Raw genomic sequence first — 19686 nt, 5'->3', positions numbered from 1 at the left:
GGCGGGCGGGAAGCGACAAAGGCGATATAGACGTGGCTTCGATTCTAGCCTGGCTGATTGCATTGCCGCGCCGGCGCAAAAGATTGCTGCTGGCCACGATCGATTTCCTGATCCTGCTCTTCGCCCTGTGGCTGAGCTATTCGCTGCGTTTCGGACGCCCGTTCATACCGAACCAGACGCAGGCCGTCGTCATGGCGCTGGCGCCGGCGATCGCCATTCCGATCCTTGTCCAGTTCGGCTTCTATCGTGCCGTCATCCGCTACGTGTCCGAGGCCATGCTCTGGTCGATCGGCAAGGCGATGGCGGTTGCGGTTCCGGTGTGGCTGGTCATCGTTTTCATGACCGAGACGCGCGGCGGGGCCGGAGTGCCGCGTTCCGTACCGGTCATCTACTTCGCCGTCGGCACCGTGCTTCTCGCCTTCAGCCGCTTCGCCGCGCGCCGGCTGCTGCAGCAGGCTTTCGACGCTGCGACGGCTTCGAAACGTATCATCATCTATGGGGCAAGCGGCGCCGGCGTGCAGCTTGCCGCGGCGCTGCGCCTCGATCCGCAGACCAATCTGGTGGCCTTCGTCGACGACAGCCCTGCGCTGCAAGGCGCGGACATTTCCGGAGCGCGCGTGCATCCCCCCTCACGGCTCGGTTCGCTTGTCGAGCAGTTCGACGTGCAGGAGATCGTGGTCTGCTCAGACAGCGTGACCAGCGCCTCGCGCGCGGCCATGCTGCGACAGACGAGCAGCACCGGCGTCAAGATCAGCTTCCTGCCGACCATCGCAGCCGGTTGGGAGGGAGACCTCCGAAGTCGCGTGCGCGACATCGAGCTTGGCGATCTGCTCGGCCGCCCGGCCGTGGCTGCCGACCCTGCTCTTCTCCGCCAGCCGGTGACTGGCAAGACCGTTCTCGTCTCCGGCGCGGGAGGTTCGATCGGCTCCGAACTCTGCCGGCAGATCGTCACGTTGTCGCCGCGCAGGCTGATCCTCTTCGACGTCGACGAATTCGCCCTCTACGAGATCGAGCGCACGCTTCGCGACGGCAGGGATGTCGATCTCATGCCGATACTGGGCTCCGTGACGGACGAGAAGCTGGTGCGCCGCGTCTTCGAGCAGCACGCGATCGACACTGTTTTCCATGCGGCCGCCTACAAGCATGTTCCCATGGTCGAGATGAACATGCTTTCGGGCATCGCCAACAACGTCTTCGGCACATGGACGATCGCGGAGGCCGCGTTCGACGCCAGGGTCGAGTATTTCGTTCTCATTTCCTCCGACAAGGCCGTCCGGCCGGCCAACGTCATGGGCGCGACCAAGCGCTGGTCGGAGATCATCGTCCGCAGCTTCGCCAACCGTCCGCGCGAGGCAGGCGAGAAACAGCGTTTCTGCGCCGTGCGCTTCGGCAACGTCATCGGTTCGCAAGGCTCCGTCGTGCCGCTGTTCAAGGAACAGATCGCCAAGGGCGGCCCCGTCACGCTCACCGACGAGCACATGACGCGCTACTTCATGTCGATCCGCGAGGCCGCCGAGCTCATCATCCAGGCGGCGAGCCTTTCCGAGAACGGCGACGTGTTCCTTCTAGACATGGGCGAGCCCGTCGCCATCCGCGATCTTGCGGAAAACATGATCCGCTTCGCCGGCCTGACGCTCCGGGACGCCGCCCATCCGAAAGGCGACATCGAGATCAAGGTCGTCGGCTCGCGTCCCGGCGAGAAGATTTTCGAGGAACTGTTCTACGACGCCAAGCATGTCGAGCCGACGGCTCATTCCCGCATCATGCGCGGCAGGCGCCGCAACTGGAACTATGCCGACGTTTGCGACGCGCTGACATCGTTGCGCAAGGCCGTGGACAATGGCGACGAGGCAAGCGCGAACAATCTGCTTTTCTCCGCTGTCCGGCAGGTGAAGCGCAGTCCGGCCGCCTGAGAGCGGGACGTCAGAGCTACTGGAAACGCTGGTAGAGTTCGACCGTTTTTCGCGCGGTATTCTGCCAGGTGAACATCCCGGCGCGCTTCCGCAACGTCTCGGCCGGCAGCAGCCTGGCATCGTTGTCCGCGATCTCGGCAAGCTGGCTGCGCCACCCTGATACGTCCTTGGGATCGATATAGATTCCGGCGTCGCCCGCCACCTCCCGCATCACCGGAATGTCCGAGACGACGGGCTGCAATCCGCTCGCCATTGCCTCGGCGACCGGTATGCCGAACCCTTCGTATAGCGTCGGGAAAAGCAGCGCCCTCGCCTGCGCGTAGAGCGCGCGCACCACATTTTCGGCCGCGTAGCCGAGAAACCGGACCGATCCTTCGCGCACCAGTTCATCCTGTCCGGGGACATCGAGGCTGCCCCATCCGCTCGCGCCGACGATCACCAGCGGACAGCGTTTGCGCAGGGCCGGCGGCAGGCCGACATAGGCCTCCACCAGCACCTTGTGGTTCTTGCGCGGCTCGACGGTGCCGACGGTCAGGTAGAAGGAGCGTTCCTTCAGCCCCATCGCGGCAATTTCGGCAAGCGCCTTCGGTTCGGCCAGACGATACATGCGCTCGTTTACGCCCGGATGACTGACTCCGATCCGCTCGATCGGATAGCCGTAGACGTCGGCGATCTCGCTGGCGCTGAAATGCGACAGCGTATTGATGAAGCGATAGCGATGGATGGTCTTCAGCCGCTCCCGGAGGAACGCGACGCGGTCGGCCGGATGCGTGTGCGGCAGCCTCTCGAAGGAGAGATCGTGGATCAGGGGCAGCACGGTGGCGTCCGTTTCCATCGGCGGCACGAAGTTGAGCGCATGGAACAGGTCGTAGCTGGACGATGCCTGCTGGAAACGACGCGCCTTGACCACGCGGTAGAGACGCCGGGCCGCGTCGGACTTCTTGGCGAGCTCGATCGCCCGGCCGACGAGGCTGCTTGTGTCAGCGGCCTGTCCGGCGCGCGCATCCAGCACATCGAGCGTCATTGGACGCGTCGACGCGCCGTCGAACGACAGGAACTCCACGTCCGGCGCTTCGGCCGGCAGGTGCTTCGCGAGGAACAGCACGTAGTAGCCGATGCCGGTCATCGGCGGACGGATGGCGGATGTATCGAGGCAGATGCGCATATTCAGGACAGCAGCTTTTCGACGGTTTTCGCCCAGGTGAGGTTCTTCTTCTGCCACAGCGCGGCGGCGGCCTGCCCGTAGCTGCGGGCCGCCGCCGCATCGTGGAGGGCGTCGAGCCCCGCGGCCACAGCCTCCGGCGTCGGTTCCGCGACGAAGCCCGTCTGCTCGTGTTTTACGATCTCCAGCAGACCGCCGGAATCGGTTGTGGTCAGTACAGCCTTGCCGGAGGCGAACGCCTCCATCGTCACATAGCCCAGCGAATCCTCGTCGAACGGGAGATAAGCGGCCGCCCGTGCATTGTTCGCCAGTCCGGCGATCTCTTCCCGCGACAGCAACGCCAGTTTCAGAGTAACGCGATCCGAGAGATTTTCCCGCTCGACCAGCTCCGTGAGATCGCGGACGATATCGTCGGATTCCGGCGGGCCGGCGATCACCAGCCGCACGCCGCTTTTGGTATGCTTCATCGCCTCGATCAGCATCCGCTGCCGCTTGCCCACGGCGACACGGCCGCCGGCGAAGATGTAGTCGCCATATTCGCCCGGCCGGAACAACGCCTCGTCGTTCAGCGGCGGATAGAGCACTTCCGACTTGCGCCGGTTGTATTGCCTCAGCCGGTTCTGCGTCACCGGAGAATTGGTGAAGATGCGACGGCAGGCGGCGAAACACTCATTGTCGGCGCGATGGATTGCCTCGACGATGGCGCGGCTGTCCGGATCGTTGCCGAGCGGGCTCTGCCCCGCATCGCGCAGATCGTAGGCCTGCCGGAACTGATGGAGAATCCACAGCGTCTTGCGCTGATGCGGTATCAGATAGGCCGGAAACTTCAGCGCGATGACGCGGTCGACATTGGGAATATGCATCGCCTGATTGAGGACGATCTCGTCCACCAGCCGCTCGTTCGGCACCCAGTTGAACGGCATGCGCATGAGTTCGGCGGAAACGCCCTTGGTGGCGTTGAGCGCGAGCACGAGGTTGCGAGCGAGTTCCTCGGCCCCGCCCCAGATGAAGGGCACCGCGTTGTTGACGACCAGCACCTTCATGACACGATGCTCTCGACAACGTGGTTCCAGTCGATCTTCAACTCGCGCAGCCGCTCGTGGCTGGCTTCGCCCATGCGCGCCGCCATCGCGCGATCGGCATGCAGCCGGTCCATTGCATGCGCGACAGCTTCAGGGGTCGGCTCGGCGACGAAGCCGTTGCGGCCGTCTTCTACGAATTCCAGCACGCCGCCGGAATCGGACGTGGTGATGACGGCCTTGCGCGAATGCGCCGCTTCGAGGCTCGGATAGCCGTAAGAGTCCTCGTCCACGGGCAGATAGGCGGCGGCCAGCGCCGGCGCCAGTTTCTCCGCTTTCTCCTCTTCGGAAATCCAGCGATTGTCGAAGGCGATCCTGTCTGCCGCGCCGCTTCCCCGGATCAGCTTCTGGATTTCCGCGTCATAGGCCGGGTTCGAACTCACCCCGCACAGCCGCAGCCGGACCCTCGTCTTCGTATGGCGCATGGCCTCGATCAGGAGCGCCTGCCGCTTGTGCGCCTCCACGCGGCAGACAACGACGATCTCGTCGCCATAGCCGTCGTTGTGGAAACGCTCGGGCTGGAAAACGGGCGGATAGAGCGGCGTCGCCCGCACGCCGTTGAACTTTTTCAGCCGATCCGCGACCACCTGCGAGTTGGTGAAGACCTTTTCCGCTTCGAGGATCGTCGTCGTATCGACATCGACCAGCGCGTCACGCACCGCCCTGCCCTTCATCGTGTTGGCGAAGCCCCGATGCACCGTGTCGGCGAGGTCGTAGAAGGAACGGATGTGGTGGATGAACCACACCACCTTGCGCGGATGCCTGAGCACATGGGCCGGCGGACGGAAGGTCACCAGGAGGTCGGAATGGTCCTCGATGCTCATCATCCGGTAGGCGAGCATCTGTTCGAGGATGTGGTCCTGATGCTCGATGAACGGCAGATAGAAGCGCTCGACCTGATGGCTGTGCTCGACGAGATGCTGCTCCAGCCACTCGACGATGAAGCGCGCCCCGCCATTGACGAACGGCACGAAGGATGACGCCAGAACGATGCGCAAGCCGGCGATCCGTGCCGCTCAGTTCGCCACGGCGCGCGTCAGCGCAGCAACGATGCGATCGATGTCGCGCTCTGTCATGCGTCCATGCGTCGGCAGGTTGATGCCGCGAGCCGAGAGGCGGTCCGCAACCGGATAGGAGCGATCCTCCTTGTAGGGCGGCATGTCGTGCATCGGATAGAAGACCGGGCGGGTCTCGATATTCTCCTTGTCGAGCGCCGCCATAACCTCGTCGCGCGACTTCTTCACGCTGTCCTTCAGCGTGATCACATACATCCAGTAGGAATGCTTGGCCCAGTTCGCCGTCGTCGGCAGTTCGATATGGTCCGCAAGCGCGCTGAGCTTCTGGCGATAGAGCGAGGCGATCTCCGCGCGGCGGCCGAGATGCTGGTCGACCTTCTCCATCTGCGCCAGACCGATGGCGGCTGCCACGTTGGTCATGCGGTAGTTATAGCCGATGACGTTGAACCAGTAGCGCCGTTCGGGGTCCATCCCCTGCCCGCGATAAAGCCGCAGCTTCGCCGCCAGCTCGTCGTCGTCGGTCGTCACCATGCCGCCCTCGCCGGTGGTGATGATCTTGTTGCCGAAGAAGCTGAACGTCGCGCAGGTGCCGAGACCGCCGACACGCTTGCCCTTGTATTCCGCGCCGATCGCCTCCGCCGCATCCTCGACGATGAAGAGCCCGTGCTTCTTCGCGAGCTCGCGGATGGGGTCCATATCCACCGGATGGCCGTAGAGATGAACGGGGATGATCGCACTTGTCCTGGGGGTTATCGCGGCGGCGACGCTGGCCGGGTCCATGTTCATGGACTGCGATTCGCTGTCCACGAACACCGGCACGGCATCGCAATAGCGCACGCAGTTCGCCGACGCGATGTAGGTCAGCGTCGGCACGATCACCTCGTCGCCCGGCCGGATGCCCAGCGCGACCAGCGCCAGATGCAGCGCGGTCGTGCCGTTATTGGTGGCGATGGCGTGTTTCACGCCGCAGAATTCGGCAAAAGCCTTCTCGAAGGCGCCGATGAAGCGGCCGTTGGACGAGATCCATTCGGTCTCGATGCATTCCTGCACATATTCGGCCTCGCGGCCGTCCAGAACCGGCGCAGCGACCGGTATCCGCGCCGACAGATGCTTGTCGGCATCCTGCTTTGTCTCGGTCTGTCCGAGCGGCTTCGCTGCCATGGTCAAAAGCTCCTACGAAACGACCCGTGCGGGCACGCCATATGCCGTGGCTCCGTCCGGAATGTCCGATACCACGCAAGATCCTCCGCCGATAATGGCATTGGCACCAATCGTGACGTCCGGCAAGACCGTCGCACCGACGCCGACCAGCGCCTGCTCGCCGACGGTCACCTTGCCTGCCAGAACGCTGCGCGGCGCGATATGCGCGCCGATGCCGATATGCCCGTCGTGATCCACGCTGGCATTGGTATTGATGACGGCGAAATCCTCGACGATCGTCTCAGCGTTTAGAATGGCGCCCGCGACGACCAGTACCCCGTCTCCGATACGCGCCGATTTGGACACATAGGCGAACGGGCTGATCGCGTTGGCAAGCTCCAGGCCGGTCTGCCGGGCTCTTCTGCCGAGCCGCACCCGCACCTTGTTGCTGCCGACGGCCGGAAAGGCATGCGTTATGCCGGATGCGGCGAGCGACGGCAGCAGGGAGTCGTCGCCCAGACGTCTGACCTCCAACACCATATCGCCTGCGGCAGGCCGATCCAGAAAGCCGGCGATGTTATAGAGGCCGGCGTCGCGGATCGTCTCGATCGCCACCTTGGCATGGCCGCCGCCGCCAAGCACCACCAGCCTGGGTTTTGCCGATTGTCTTGCGTTTTCCGTCGTCACGTCGATCCCTTTCAGACCCTATGAGGTGACTGCGGGTCCGGTTGCCGCATGCCGTCAATGGCGGCCGCAAAACGTCCGATGATCTTGCTCGACCCGCCGAAGCCAAGCCTTGCCAGCCTTTTCGCCACGCGATCGGAGAGTTCCAGATAGGGTTCCAGCCGCGCCTGATCCCGCACGACGCTTTCCAGCATGACCGCGTAGGCATCTCCTGAAAACGTTTCGAGAGCCCAGGAGCGCGCCTCGACACCCATGCGCAACCTGCTCTCTGCGTCGGCGGCTAGTCCTTCGATGGCGCGCGCCAGATCCGAGGGCGAAAAGTCCGCAGGCACCTTGGTGACGTAGCGGTCCGGCAGTTCGCCATAGAAGCCGGCGTCAGCGACGATGGTGGCGCGGCCACTCAACATCGCCTCGATCGCCGAGCCCGAAGCGCCTTCAAGAACAGGACGCCTCAGGCAGCACATGATGTCGGCCTCGTCGAGCACCTGCATCAGCCGGTCGTCCTCAATGCGGCCGAGCAGCTGGAAATCGACACCCAGCTCCCTGGCCTTGCCTTCGAGCGCCGCGCGCATGGCGTCATCGGCCGCACCGGCGACGACATAGCGGACCTTTTCCCGCAGCGCGGCAGATTGACCGATCGCGTCGATGACCGCGTCGACGCACTTGTTCGGATTGACGACGCCGACCGTCGTGACCGTCAGGCGTCCGTCCCTCGCCACCGCCGGCGGGATGTCGCGCCGAGCGAAAGGCAGGTTGAGCACCTCCACGACACCCGCGCAGGTCGACAGAAGCCGCGGCACATAGAATTGCGCATGTGCAATCGCACCGGCGCAGCGCTTCGCCAGCCATTCGGTCATGGGAACGGCCTGCGAAAGCTCGGTGATGTCCATCTCGCCGCGTATGGCGCGCAGCGCTGCCTCGCTGGAAGCAGGCCCATAGGTGGTGACGATCTCGCGCACCGCCTGATTCGCCGTCAGTCCCAGCGAATGCCGCCAGCCATTGAACAGGTTGAACAGATAGAAATCGTGGAAGATGCCTATGGCGAACGGCTCCTTCAGATATTCGAAGATACCGGCGTGGAAATTGAAATTGTCGCCGATGTTGACGAAGACCGCATCATAGCTCTGCTTCGCCTCCTTGAGCGGCACGTCGCGCCAGGTCAGCACACGATGCGGCGTTTCCTGATGCGGCGTATCGAGCACATCCCTCACCTCGGACCGGATGATGTGGACCAGATGCCCGCGCTCCGCGAGCGCGTCGCAGATGCGAAGGCCCCCGCTTCCAATAGAGGACGTCTTCGCCAGCGGTGTGACCCATCCGATCCTCAAGCGAGCAACCTCTTCTCGGCGGTCGTTCCCGGCCGGACGAAGGCGATGTTCGCGGACTCGATCGCCTCCAGCCGCTCGATCTCGGCCGGTTTACAGGTTCCCGCCGGCTCCTCGATGGTGAAGCCTTTCAGCCCGTGCGCCTCGAAGGCGCTGAACCAGTCGCCCGATGTGCGTCCCACGCGACGCAGATGCGAGATGCCGAACTCGGCGACAACGACGATGTTCGGATTCTCGTCCAGTATCCGGCGCATGCCCTTCACGACTTCCATCTCCGCGCCCTCCACGTCGATCTTGACCAGATCGACGCGCTGGCCGGCGGGCACGACATCGTCGAGCCGCACGACCTCGACCTCCTGCACATGGCCGGCTTCGTTCTCCGGCAGCGCGAACAGGGACGAATGGCCCGGTATCGTCGACACGTTGAAGCTCAGCGTACCCGGCTCGGCGCTGACCGCCTGCCGGAAAAGCTTCACCTGCGCCAGCCCGTTCATGGCGATCGTACGTTCCAGAAGGTCCGCCATCCGCTTCTCGGGCTCGAAACTGAAGACCTTTCCGCCGAAACCGACGGCGCGCGCGCAGGCCATGGTGAGCAGCCCGATATTGGCGCCGATATCGACCGCCGTGTCGCCCGGTTGCAGCACCCGCTTCAGGCACGCCCGGGTGCCCGGCTCGAGCCCTCCCGTGGTCGCATCGGCGAGCATGAGCACGAAGGCCGGCTCGTCCCTGGGCACGAGTATATAGCCGTCGCCGAGACGCACCGCATAGGCGTCGTCCAGCGTGACCAGCGGCCGCATCTTCACCTCGAACTCGTCCATCCGCGCGCCGAACATCCGTGTCAGCTGGTCCACCCGGTTCATCAGCGCCTGCTGCTGGATCTCGTTGTGGTCGATGCGCTGCTCCACCTGCGTCAGCATCGTCCGAACCGGCGCGTTCAGGAACCGGCGCACCATGTCTGCCGGGGCGCGCAGGGCGGATTTGGCTTTCGAGCGCAATCGGGACAATTTGCCACCTCCGGCGAAGACGAAGTTGAATGCACCGCTGCCGTGTTCGGCGGCGAGCGAGTCTAGCTCATTGCGCATGCGCAGTTCGAGCCTCGCCGGCCTGAGCGGAACCGGCATGGCATGCGTGTCCATGGAAGGACCCTCGGCGTTCATCTGGTGCCGGTTTCCTTGCGTTCGGCAGCGGCCTTCTCGCGCCAGAAGTCGAGTACGTCACGGAGCGTCCGCTCGATCGGTATGACGGGTTGCCATCCGAGCAGAGCCTTTGCGCGCGAGGCATCCCCCAGCGTCCGCGCAAGATCGTTGGCGCGCACCCGAGCAGGATCGACCTCGATGGCGATCTTGACCTTCGCCATGGCGCAGAGCCGGTCGGCGATGTCCCCGATACCATGTGCAACGCCTGAGGCGAGATTGAGGACTTCGCCTGCCGGCAGGTCATCATCCGTCACCGTCGAGGCGTAGGCTTTCACGATGTCGCGGACATCCAGGAGATCGCGGCTGACATTGGTGTTGCCGATGTGAAGGACCGGAGCCTTGAGGCCCTGCTCTATTCGCGCGATCTGGCTCGCCAGCGCGGCCACGACGAAGGCTTCGCCCTGTCCCGGGCCTGTGTGATTGAAAGGTCGGAAACGCACGGCCTTCAATCCGTCATGCGCCAGCTTGCCGACCGCGAGGTCCGAAGCAGCCTTGGTCAGCGCATAAACGTTCAGTGGCTCCAGCGCGGCCTTCTCGTCCAGCGGCCCGGCCTTTCGCGCAAAGCTTCCGCCATAGACTTCCGAACTGCTGATCTGGACAAAGCGCGCCGCGGGCGCCTTCGCCAGAACCGCTTCGGCCACGTTCATCGCGCCGAACAGATTGACCCTCCACGCCCGGTCGGGATCGAGGGCGGCCTCTCGCGGCGCGGCGATCGCGGCAAGATTGATGACGGCGGCGGGCATGACTTCGGCCATGGCGGCAAAAACCGCGGCACGGTCGACAATATCGACACCCATGCGGCGCACGCCGGGAATCTGGTCCGCGCCCTCCCCGCGCAGGCCCCAGCCGACGATCTCAATCCCGGGATTGCGCGCAAAAAGCTCGGTCGCCAGCCAGCGGCCGACGAAACCGAAGGCGCCGGTGATGACTACGCGGCGCGCTGAAGGACCTGAATGTGGCGCTTTCGGCGCTGCCATGGTCCTTGATACCTATCGCCTCGACAGGCGCTTCAGGTCCGCCTCGATCATTTCGCGGATCATCTCCTGCCACGTCACCTTCGGCTCCCAGCCGAGCTTGGCGCGCGCCTTGGATGGATCACCCAGCAGCACATCAACCTCGGCCGGGCGGAACAGCGAAGGATCGATAACCAGATAGTCGTCCATGTTGAGGTCGACGGCCTCGAACGCGACGCGGCACATCTCGCGCACCGAAGTCGTGACGCCGGTGGCGATGACGTAGTCGTCCGGCTCGTCCTGCTGCAGCATCATCCACATGGCCTGAACGTAGTCGCGCGCATGGCCCCAGTCCCGCTTGGCGTCGATATTGCCGAGACGGAGTTCGTTCGCGAGCCCGAGCTTGATGCGCGCCACGCCGTCCGTGACCTTGCGGGTCACGAACTCGATGCCGCGCAGCGGCGATTCGTGATTAAACAGGATGCCGCTGGAGGCGTGAATGTTGAAGCTCTCGCGGTAGTTGACCGTCAGCCAGTGGCCGTAGACCTTCGCGACCGCATAGGGCGAGCGCGGGTAGAACGGCGTCTTTTCGTTCTGCACCTGCTCCTGGATGAGGCCGAACATCTCCGACGACGATGCCTGATAGAACCGGGCCTGCGGCGCTTCGATACGGACCGCTTCCAGCATGTTGGCGACGCCGATGCCGGTCACCATGCCGGTCAGGATCGGTTGCTGCCACGAGGTGCGGACGAAGGATTGGGCGGCAAGGTTGTAGACCTCGTCCGGCGCGATCTCGCGGACGGACCGGATCAGTCCCGAAAGCTCCAGCAGGTTGCCGTCCACGATCTTCACAGCGTCCGCGACGCCCAGCCAGTGCAGGCGATTGTCGCGCACGTCGACCGTGCTCGACCTGCGAACGAGGCCATAGACTTCATACCCCTTGCTCAGCAGGAATTGTGAAAGATAGGCGCCATCCTGGCCCATAATGCCGGTGATCAAGGCTTTACGCATGCAGTCTCTTTTCGAACGGAGTGTGACAGGCGGGCCGGAAATGGCCGCGCCTCATGTGTTGCCCAGAGATGCCGGCCTTCTAGTGGAAATATACGTCGACCGCAAACCGGAAAGGCGCGTTCTCAGCGCGAACGGCGCTGCGCGGCGGCCTCGTTGTAGACCGCCAGCGTCCGATCGCGCATCTGCTCCAGCGTGAAGACGCCAAGCGCCCGCTCTCGCGCAGCGGCCGACATGCGGTCGGCAAGCGCCTTGTCCTCGATCAGGAGGTTGAGACGGGCAGCCAGTTCATGCGGATCGCCCGGCGTCACGGTGAAGCCGGTGACGCCGTCCTGGTTGGCATAGTCGACTCCGGTGTTGAGCTTCGTGCTCACCACCGGCCGGCCGCTCGCCATGGCCTCCACCTGCACGATGCCGAACGCCTCCGCGACGGTGACCGAAGGCAGACAGAACACATCGCAGGCCTGATAATACGCGGCCAGTTGATCTGGCGGCACCATGCCGACAAAATGCACGCGTTTCGCTACGCCGCTACGCTCAGCCAGCAGGCGCAGTTCCACCGTCAACGGCCCCTCTCCGCCGAGGACAAGCTGCGCATCGCCGCGCACTTCCGCCATGGCGCGGATGAGGACGTCAAAACCCTTGTAACTGACATGCCGACCCATCGTGAAGATGATCGGGCTGCCGAACCGGGCTCTAAGGTCGGCGGCGCCAGGAGCCGGAACCGTGAATGGGCTCAGGTCGAACCCGTAAGGCACGATCTTGATCTTCGATTGATCAGTGACTTTCGACAGGATGGGCGAGCCATCGCGATGACGCGGCGTCGGCGCGATTATGGCGGCTGCATTGCGCGCCGCGGCTCTCAGGAACGGTCGATAGAACGGCAGGATCAGGCGTTGCCGCACGATGTCGGCGTGCCAGCTGATGACCCTCGGGACCGAAGACGGGACCGCCATGGAGGCAATGTGCGTCATCGGGTCGGGAAAGTGCAGATGCACCAGATCGAACGTCTGCTCCCGGCTTATGCGCCACGCCTCTGACACGAGCGCAGGCGAGATCGCGACGGTGCCGTCGATATCGATGCCGCGTTTCCGGATCACGGGGAATCCGTGCAGGGTCAGGCGCGCGTCTTTCCATTCGCGACTTGGCACGAGATGGACGTAGTCCACCGAGCCCTTCATCGCGTGAAAAAGATGTTCGACGTGGCTCTGGATGCCCCCCGGCTTGTCGTCCAGAAACCGCCCGAAAGCGAGAACCCTCAACATTCCAACGGCATAAGCTGTCCGCAATCGCGGATCAAGCCTCAGAAAATCACGTCATCGTCCGACGGTCGCAGAAAGCCGAGATCCGGATAGGGATTATTCTCCCATACGCCCAGCATGGCGGCAACCTTCGGAAGGCGCGCCAGTATGTCCAGTCGTGAGACGGATAAAAGCTGCGCATGCGCGATACCGAGCGCGCCCGCGCGGCGCAGACCGACAAATGCATCGTCGGAAAGATCGGACAACGCTCCGTCGTCGATCCGCAGCAAGCCTTCCAGCACCTCCTCCTGTTCATCGACAGCGCGCAGCCTGATCGTCCACGGCACGAGGACGCCTGCACTCTCGAGAGCGGCGCAGGCCCGTTGCGTCTGGAGGCGGCTGTTCTCGAACGTCATCAGAAACGACGCCATCGCCTTCACCCGGGGCGTGAGCTCGCCGGCCTGATCGTAGATCGGCTCACCGTCCACCGCGGATGAAGGTTCGTTCGCGATCCATAAGCCGAACTGCCCGCCGGGGTCTGCGCAGGCGAGGCGAAACGGATAGGCGCGAAACAGCGCAGGCACGTATTGCCCCAGCCATCGACCGTCTGAGCCGACGAACCAGTTCCTTCCCGGCTTCGCGGACATGACCGCGACAAGCTGCGTCACCCCGTCGACGCTTGCAAAGGCGAGCGGCAGCTCCGCAGCGGCCTGCGCCGCTTCGATCGCCGCCAGCGGTATGATCGTTTCCTCCGCAGCGAAAGCGTAGCCGACAGGCCGACGCCACTGCCGGGCTGCATGCTCGATCCTGTTCAACGGGATGTAAGATGCCAATTCCGGGGGTCCTCCTGCGGCAGGATCGAAATCGCTGCGGCAACGTCAGTTATTGCGAAGGATAAAACAACTCAAGGATATCGACCTGTTGACGCGAATGCAGCAAAGCGCAATCCCGAAAGACAGACACCGATGGAGAACGATTTGACGACGATCGCAGTCAGCGGCTGCCACGGTTTCATAGGCGGGACGCTTGTCGCGGAGCTCGAGCACCGCGGTCATTCGGTCAGGCGCATCGAACGAAACCTGCTGGAAAGCAGCGCGCGGGCAGAGCTGTCGCGCCAGCTCGACGGCTGTTCTGCAATCATCCACTGCGCCGGCCTGACGCCGCGCCGTCGCCGTCTCTCGGAAGCGGATTTCGACCTTGCCAACCACCAGTTCACGAAGAACTTCGGTATCGCGGCGGCCGACGCGGCAGTGCCCCGCTTCGTCTTCGTTTCCTCTATCGCCGTGGTCGGCGGAAACGCCGGCATGCTGACGCCGGACATGCGGCGCAAGCCGGTGAGCGCCTATGGAAGATCGAAGGCGGCCGGGGAGACAGCACTTCTGGCGAACGGCGGTCTGGAAAAAACGGTCATCGTGCGACCGCCTCTCGTCTATGGTCCCGACCCGAAGGGCGATCTCGGCCTGCTGCTGAAATTATGCGCCTCGCCTTTTCCCTTGCCCTTCGGCGCAGTCGAAAATCGCCGGTCGATGATCGGAGTGACGAATCTCGTCGACGCATTGCATTTTCTGGCAACCGCGCCGGCCATCAGCGCAGGCGCGACTATCCTTCACGCCAGCGACGGAAGAGACCTGTCACTGAGAGAACTGGTCACGACGATCCGGGACGGCCTCGGCCGCCCTCCCGGCCTCATCGACGTCCCGGCCGGCTTGCTCCGCGGCGCGCTCCGTGCCATCGGCCTCAAATCTTTCGCCGAAAAACTGCTTGGCGATCTTCGCGTCGATGTCTCCGGACTGAGCAAGCTCGGCTGGCGCCCCAGGGTCGAGCCAGCCCATGACCTTCATCGCATGGCGCATGCATTCGTCGAAACATCAGCGCGCGGCTAAGATCGAACGAACGGGATAACCGGAGGTTCAGGCAACGGCCAGAAGGTGGCCATCGTCCATGATGCCGAGCAGCGGAACGTCGATCGACTGGTGCGGCAATTCCATGCCGGTGGTCGTGGCCGAAGTGCTGGCCGTCGTATGCGAGGACGAGAGCAGCACAACCATTCCTGCTGCCTGCACAAAATTATAGAAGACAGGCTCCGGCGGCGTTTCAACGATGCTGTCGACCGTAGTGCTCTCGCCACCGGTGGACGGCTGCGAAACGGCCGGATCGAGACTGCCTCCCTTCGTGACGGCAGACGTATCGAGTTGCAGCGACGACGTCAGCACGTCGGTGGCCGTCGGAACGGCGCTCAGGGCGGCGACCTGCACGACGGCCGGCTCCTTCGCGGTCTGGTCGGAAGGCGCGACGCTCACCTGCTGGACAGGCTGCGGCTGATCGTTCTTGAAGTCCGGCGTCGCAGCCGCTGCGATCACGAAAGCGGAGCTGGACGGGGAATGCGCGGGGAGAACCTTGTCTCCGCCTTCTCCGCCGAGAGCCTCGCTCCGGACCGTCTGACTGTCGTTGCTGGCAATATGACGCTCCGCCACCGCAAGTTCAGCCGTCTCCGTCACGGCGCTGCTGGCGGCGATGATCGTATCGGCAAACTTGCCGAACAGGCTCTGCAAGGAAACGGCGGTATCGTTGGCAGAGGGCAGATTGTCCTGCACCTGGTTTGCCAGAACGACCTCCGTAGCGGCCTGCGCGACGCCACCGATCAGCCCCGTGGGTTCGACATTGCCTTCGAAGGCAGGCAGATCGTTGTGGTTCGAGCCGAGGTTGAAGAGAATCCCGTCGAGCAGCGCCTGCTGCTCCTGATGATTCTCCTCGACGACCACATTCTCGGCGTGCGTATGATGAAGGACCGCGATGATCGCCATCGCCGAAACGAGCGCGACCGAATAGACGTCGGACAGCATGCCGAATCCCTGGGCGCTTCGCGCTTCCGACTGGCGGAGCGGGTTGTCGCCATGGTCCTCGGCCCTTATCGGCGCGGTCTTGTAGAAGAGCGCGGCGACCGCGGCGATCAGCATCGTCGACGGGTGTATGTAGAGATCCGGACCGGGCCGCCTGTTCGAGGAAGGCTGCAGGATCACCGGATTGTCGCGGACGAGCTCGTCCAGAAGCTCGTTGAACTTCTTGCGCACGAGCGGTCCGCTCATGGTCGGGCTCGCCGCGACGTAAAAACCGTCGAACCGCGCAATATGCAGGAAGACGTCGCCATTGTCCTGCCTGCAATAGACGAACCAGGGATCACCCTCGTCCGTCACGCCGCGCTGCGTGTCGACGAAAATGCCCGCCTGCCGAAGCGCCGCCTCGACGCGAAAGAACTGCGCCAGTTCCGAATTGTCCCAGTCACGAATCGACGGCTTTGCCCTGAACAGGCTCACGACGTTGTGTGCTGAGAATGTCATGCGGCAGCAGTCTCCTTCGAAGCGCCGGACCGCATCATAGCGCCCGCACGGCCCGAATCAGTCTTCCGATTGCTCGCTCTCGAATAGGAGATCGTAGGTAACCGGATCGTAAAAACTCATCATCTTCTTAACAAAAGGACGCACGGGAACGTCAAGTGCTTTTGCCCAGTCCGCATACCGATCCGGTGGAATACGCCCTCGCCCGTTCTCCAGCTGGGAAATGAACGTATAATACTCCGCGCCAACCCGCAATGCGAGGTCACGCTGCGTCAGCTTTTTTGATTCTCGCAGTTCCTTGAGCCAGCGTCCGGCATCCTGCCGCAGGCGTTGCACATGCGGCTCGTTGAGCTTTTGCGGATTCGTGTACACGGCGGATACACCCGGCTATAGAGACCACCCCGAGACATGCGGATCTTGACGCCCGCAGGTCGCTTCCCATGGCAAGTATAGCGAAATCAACAGTCGCAAACAACACAGATTCATCACGACTTCTGACGATGCCGTGATGATTCGCGCCCGATATCAATGTTCGCGGAAGCTCTTGCGCATCCTGTCGATGAGGGGATCGATCAGGTAGCGTGCCACGGTGCGCTCGCCGGTCGGCACGATGACTTCCGCCGGCAGGCCGGCGATCAATTGCTCATGCGCATGCTCGATCTTGCTGTCGTCGACCTCGATAAGCGCCAGATAGTAGGCCTGACCATTCGCCTCGTCGACGAAGCGGTCGTTTGAAATGGAGCGAACCGTGCCGAATATCACCGGGAAGTCGCGGGCCTTGAAGGAAGGGAAGCGAACTTCCGCCTGCATGTGAACCTTCAGGGATTCGATGTCGAGCGGCGAGACGCGCGCCTGCACGATCAGGGGCTCATCCACCGGGATCACGTCCAGGAGCGGCTGCCCCGACTGGATTACCGCGCCTTGCGTGAAGACGCGGAGATTCTGGACATAGCCCGCGAGCGGCGCCTTGACGACAAGGCGCGTGAACACGTCGGTCGCCACGACCATGCGCTGCCGGAGATCCGAGATTTTCTGGCGTGCTTCCAGGATCTGCGAGTTCACGTCTTCGAGGAACTGCTTTTCGAGCTGCTGAATCTGCAGGTTGGTCTCGCCGATCGAACCTTCGGCCTTGGCCTTGTCGGCGACGGAGCGTCCGACGACACCTTCCAGCCGCGCCTTCTCCCGCTCGAGCGCCAGCACCTGACTTTTGGCGATCAGGTTCTTTTTGTAGAGTTCCTGCTTGGATTCGAGTTCGTCGTCGATGGCGACCAGTTGGCGGCGGGTTGCGGCCGCTTCCTGCTCCAGACCGCTGATCTCGGTGTTGAGCTGTTCGATGCGGGAGGTAAGGATGGCCATCTGCCCCGACAACGCGTCCCGCCGCTGGTCGAACTGTTTCTGCTGGTCGATGATCGAAGCGGAGGTCACCGGCTGGTCGCGACGGTTCAGAAGCTCCTCCGGGAAGGCGATCGCTTCGGCATTGTCACGCTCGGCCACGAGCCGGGCTTCCAGAGCCAGCGCCGAATCGAGTTGGGCCCGTATCATCGCCACATTGGCGCGCGCCTCGGTCGGGTCCAGTTCGAACAGCACCTGGTCCTTCTGAACGAACTCGTTCTCCTTCACCCGGATTTCCCGGATGATCCCGCCCTCATAGTGCTGGATGGTCTTGCGGTTGGATTCCACGGAAATGACGCCGGACGCGATGACCGCGCTGTCCACCCGCGCATAGGCGCTCCACGCGCCAAATACGCCGAATGCAACGATAATCGTTGCATATCCGATGGCTGCCGGACCGAACCAGCTCTTGCTGGCGGACAGGACGCCGTTCTTGGGCTCTGTTTTCTGCTCGCTCATCTTCTTCCTACGCCTGACCGGCAGTTACGGGCTCGTTTGCGCTGGCGGTATCGGGTTGATTGAGCTGCGCGACGCGCGGGCCCATCAGCTTGCCCAGCACCGACTGGCGATCCCCGAAATGCTGGACCTGACCGTTCATCAGCACGAGCACCTTGTCGGCAATGCCGAGAACATTTGTCTTATGTGTGACGAGGACGACGGTGGAGCCCTGCTCCTTGGCGACCTTGATACCGTTGATGAGGGCCGCCTCGCCTTCGGCGTCGAGGTTCGAGTTGGGTTCGTCCAGAACGATCAGCGCCGGCCGGTTGTAGAAGGCGCGAGCCAGTCCGATGCGCTGCCGCTGGCCGCCCGACAAACCTGCCCCCTGATCGCCGATGCGCGTGTTGTATCCATCCGGCAACTGCTGGATCATCTCATGCACGCCGGCAAGTTTAGCCGCTTCGATAATCTTGCTGTCGTCATCCTCCAGAAAACGCGCGATATTCTCGGCAATCGTGCCGCTGAACAGTTCGATATCCTGCGGCAGATAGCCGATGTGCTGCCCGAGTTGCTCCGGGGACCAGTGCTGCAGATCCGAACCGTCGAGTCGCACCGCGCCCGATACGGAGGGCCAGACCCCGACGAGGGCCCGCGCAAGGGTCGACTTGCCGGCCGCGCTCGGCCCGATGACGCCGAGCACGTCGCCTCCCTTCAGCGCGAACGACACACCCCGCAGCGTCGGCGTGCGTGTTCCCGGAGGGCACGCGATGAGGTTTTCGACGGAAACGACGCCCTGCGGATTCGGCAACATGACGCGATTCTGGTCGTCCTGCACGCCCTCCAGCAGCTTCAGGATGCGGCTCCGCGCGGACCTGGCGCTGACGAACCCGCGCCAGTTGGCGACCGAGGCCTCCACGGGAGCCAAAGCGCGTCCCATGACGATCGACGCCGCGATCATGGCGCCGGGCGACGCGGTCCCCTCGATGACGAGATAGGCGCCGACACCGAGAATGCAGATCTGCAGGAAGGCACGGACGAACTTCGTGGCGGCAATGAACGTGCCGCCGCTATCGCTGGCCTTCGCCTGCCAGCCGATCACCGCGTCATGCTGCTTGCGCCACCGGCCGCGAAGGGCATTGATCATGCCCATGGCGTGCAGCACCTCGACGTTGCGGAACACCGCGGTCGCCCAGTTGTTGGCGACGACCGAGCTCTGCGAAGCTTCCTTCAGATGCCCGCGCGTCGAGAGTTCATTGCCCAGCGCAAGCAGGAAGATGATGATGGCCCCGGTCAGGGCGACGTAGCCGAAATAGGGATGAAGGATGAAGCAGCCGGCGACGAAGATCGGCACCCACGGCGCATCGCAGAAAGAGATCAGGCCGTTGCCGGTCATGAATTCGCGAACGCTGTCGAGGTCGCGCAACGCCTGCGCGCCGATCTGGTTCGGCGCACGCAGGCTGCCCTTGGCGATCGCGGCGAACAGCTTGTCCTTGGCCGTCGCGTCGAACACGGCGCCGACCCGGATCAGCACGGCCGAGCGCGCTCGCTCCAGGACGCCGAAAACCACCAGAAGGAAGGCGGCGATGATCGTGATCATGATCAACGTCGTCTCGTTGCGGCTGGTGATGACGCGATCGTAGACCTGCAGCATGTAGAGCGGTCCGACGAAAGCCAGAAGATTGATGAAGAAGCTGAAGACCAGCGCAGTAATGAAGCCGCCGCGTCCCGCACGAAACGCCTGCGACAGGAGATTGTCCGCTTTACTCACCTGGCCCAGCCCACTCTTTTCAGGTTGATGTGAACT

At 63.5% G+C, this 19686-nt stretch carries 17 protein-coding genes; 2 read left to right on the top strand and 15 right to left on the bottom strand.

Annotation, left to right across the window (positions count from 1 at the left end; all coding sequences use genetic code 11):
• Positions 1-32: 32 nt before the first annotated feature.
• Complete coding sequence (locus M9955_24495; protein ID MCO5084806.1) at positions 33-1913, top strand: polysaccharide biosynthesis protein; 1881 nt, start codon at positions 33-35, stop codon at positions 1911-1913.
• Positions 1914-1929: 16 nt separating this feature from the next.
• Here the strand turns inward: M9955_24495 and M9955_24490 are convergent, their stop codons facing one another.
• From M9955_24490 to M9955_24440, 11 genes are all read right to left on the bottom strand, one after another.
• Positions 1930-3078, bottom strand: coding sequence for a glycosyltransferase family 4 protein (locus M9955_24490; protein MCO5084805.1), 1149 nt, complete (start codon positions 3076-3078; stop codon positions 1930-1932).
• A gap of 2 nt (positions 3079-3080) precedes the next feature.
• Complete coding sequence (locus tag M9955_24485; GenBank protein ID MCO5084804.1) at positions 3081-4118, bottom strand: glycosyltransferase family 4 protein; 1038 nt, start codon at positions 4116-4118, stop codon at positions 3081-3083.
• The gene (locus tag M9955_24480; GenBank protein MCO5084803.1) at positions 4115-5152 is read right to left on the bottom strand and encodes a glycosyltransferase family 4 protein; all 1038 of its coding nucleotides are present in this window, start codon (positions 5150-5152) and stop codon (positions 4115-4117) included. The genes M9955_24485 and M9955_24480 overlap by 4 nt, the downstream gene beginning before the upstream one ends.
• 18 nt (positions 5153-5170) lie before the next feature.
• Positions 5171-6331: a DegT/DnrJ/EryC1/StrS family aminotransferase gene (locus M9955_24475; protein MCO5084802.1), complete on the bottom strand. Its 1161-nt coding sequence runs from the start codon at positions 6329-6331 to the stop codon at positions 5171-5173.
• A 12-nt stretch (positions 6332-6343) separates the two neighbouring features.
• On the bottom strand, positions 6344-6997 hold the full coding sequence (locus tag M9955_24470) for an acetyltransferase (protein ID MCO5084801.1): 654 nt from the start codon (positions 6995-6997) through the stop codon (positions 6344-6346).
• Between the two features lie 11 nt (positions 6998-7008).
• Positions 7009-8322, bottom strand: coding sequence for a glycosyltransferase family 4 protein (locus M9955_24465; protein ID MCO5084800.1), 1314 nt, complete (start codon positions 8320-8322; stop codon positions 7009-7011).
• Positions 8319-9476, bottom strand: a complete 1158-nt coding sequence (locus M9955_24460; protein ID MCO5084799.1) for an FkbM family methyltransferase — start codon at positions 9474-9476, stop codon at positions 8319-8321. The genes M9955_24465 and M9955_24460 overlap by 4 nt, the downstream gene beginning before the upstream one ends.
• Entirely contained in the window at positions 9473-10492 is a 1020-nt protein-coding gene (locus M9955_24455) for a GDP-mannose 4,6-dehydratase (protein MCO5084798.1), read from the bottom strand. The genes M9955_24460 and M9955_24455 overlap by 4 nt, the downstream gene beginning before the upstream one ends.
• Positions 10493-10504: 12 nt before the next feature.
• Positions 10505-11479, bottom strand: a complete 975-nt coding sequence (gmd, locus tag M9955_24450; protein ID MCO5084797.1) for a GDP-mannose 4,6-dehydratase — start codon at positions 11477-11479, stop codon at positions 10505-10507.
• A gap of 122 nt (positions 11480-11601) precedes the next feature.
• Positions 11602-12741: a glycosyltransferase gene (locus M9955_24445; GenBank protein MCO5084796.1), complete on the bottom strand. Its 1140-nt coding sequence runs from the start codon at positions 12739-12741 to the stop codon at positions 11602-11604.
• A gap of 38 nt (positions 12742-12779) precedes the next feature.
• A complete protein-coding gene (locus M9955_24440) occupies positions 12780-13550 on the bottom strand; it encodes a SapC family protein (GenBank protein MCO5084795.1) in 771 nt (256 codons plus the stop codon).
• 144 nt (positions 13551-13694) lie between these two features.
• Here M9955_24440 and M9955_24435 point away from each other — a divergent pair, with 144 nt between their 5' ends.
• Positions 13695-14600 (top strand): NAD-dependent epimerase/dehydratase family protein, encoded by a 906-nt coding sequence (locus M9955_24435; GenBank protein MCO5084794.1) that lies wholly within the window; start codon positions 13695-13697, stop codon positions 14598-14600.
• Positions 14601-14627: 27 nt separating this feature from the next.
• On the opposite strand, the gene M9955_24430 is transcribed toward M9955_24435, so the two are convergent.
• The 4 genes from M9955_24430 to M9955_24415 form a co-directional block, all read right to left on the bottom strand.
• Positions 14628-16055 carry a hypothetical protein gene (locus M9955_24430; GenBank protein ID MCO5084793.1) on the bottom strand — a complete coding sequence of 476 codons (1428 nt, stop codon included), beginning with the start codon at positions 16053-16055 and terminating at the stop codon, positions 14628-14630.
• Positions 16056-16112: 57 nt separating this feature from the next.
• A complete protein-coding gene (locus M9955_24425; GenBank protein ID MCO5084792.1) occupies positions 16113-16424 on the bottom strand; it encodes a helix-turn-helix domain-containing protein in 312 nt (103 codons plus the stop codon).
• 153 nt (positions 16425-16577) lie between these two features.
• Positions 16578-17903 carry an HlyD family type I secretion periplasmic adaptor subunit gene (locus M9955_24420; protein MCO5084791.1) on the bottom strand — a complete coding sequence of 442 codons (1326 nt, stop codon included), beginning with the start codon at positions 17901-17903 and terminating at the stop codon, positions 16578-16580.
• A gap of 7 nt (positions 17904-17910) precedes the next feature.
• Positions 17911-19650, bottom strand: coding sequence for a type I secretion system permease/ATPase (locus tag M9955_24415; GenBank protein MCO5084790.1), 1740 nt, complete (start codon positions 19648-19650; stop codon positions 17911-17913).
• Positions 19651-19686 lie beyond the last annotated feature (36 nt).

The sequence above is a fragment of the Rhizobiaceae bacterium genome, assembly GCA_023953845.1.
In the GTDB taxonomy this organism is placed as follows: Bacteria; Pseudomonadota; Alphaproteobacteria; order Rhizobiales; family Rhizobiaceae; genus Arvimicrobium.
Note: the sequence above shows the minus strand (reverse complement) of the source record. Positions and strands in the feature narration are given on the sequence as shown.

Excerpts from the sequence above, each read along its gene's own strand:
- M9955_24420 (MCO5084791.1), bottom strand. The coding sequence starts at position 17,903 with ATGAGCGAGCAGAAAACAGAGCCCAAGAACGGCGTCCTGTCCGCCAGC.
- gmd (MCO5084797.1), bottom strand. The coding sequence starts at position 11,479 with ATGCGTAAAGCCTTGATCACCGGCATTATGGGCCAGGATGGCGCCTAT.
- M9955_24445 (MCO5084796.1), bottom strand. The coding sequence starts at position 12,741 with ATGTTGAGGGTTCTCGCTTTCGGGCGGTTTCTGGACGACAAGCCGGGG.
- M9955_24485 (MCO5084804.1), bottom strand. The coding sequence starts at position 4,118 with ATGAAGGTGCTGGTCGTCAACAACGCGGTGCCCTTCATCTGGGGCGGG.
- M9955_24455 (MCO5084798.1), bottom strand. The coding sequence starts at position 10,492 with ATGGCAGCGCCGAAAGCGCCACATTCAGGTCCTTCAGCGCGCCGCGTA.
- M9955_24475 (MCO5084802.1), bottom strand. The coding sequence starts at position 6,331 with ATGGCAGCGAAGCCGCTCGGACAGACCGAGACAAAGCAGGATGCCGAC.
- M9955_24490 (MCO5084805.1), bottom strand. The coding sequence starts at position 3,078 with ATGCGCATCTGCCTCGATACATCCGCCATCCGTCCGCCGATGACCGGC.
- M9955_24430 (MCO5084793.1), bottom strand. The coding sequence starts at position 16,055 with ATGACATTCTCAGCACACAACGTCGTGAGCCTGTTCAGGGCAAAGCCG.
- M9955_24460 (MCO5084799.1), bottom strand. The coding sequence starts at position 9,476 with ATGAACGCCGAGGGTCCTTCCATGGACACGCATGCCATGCCGGTTCCG.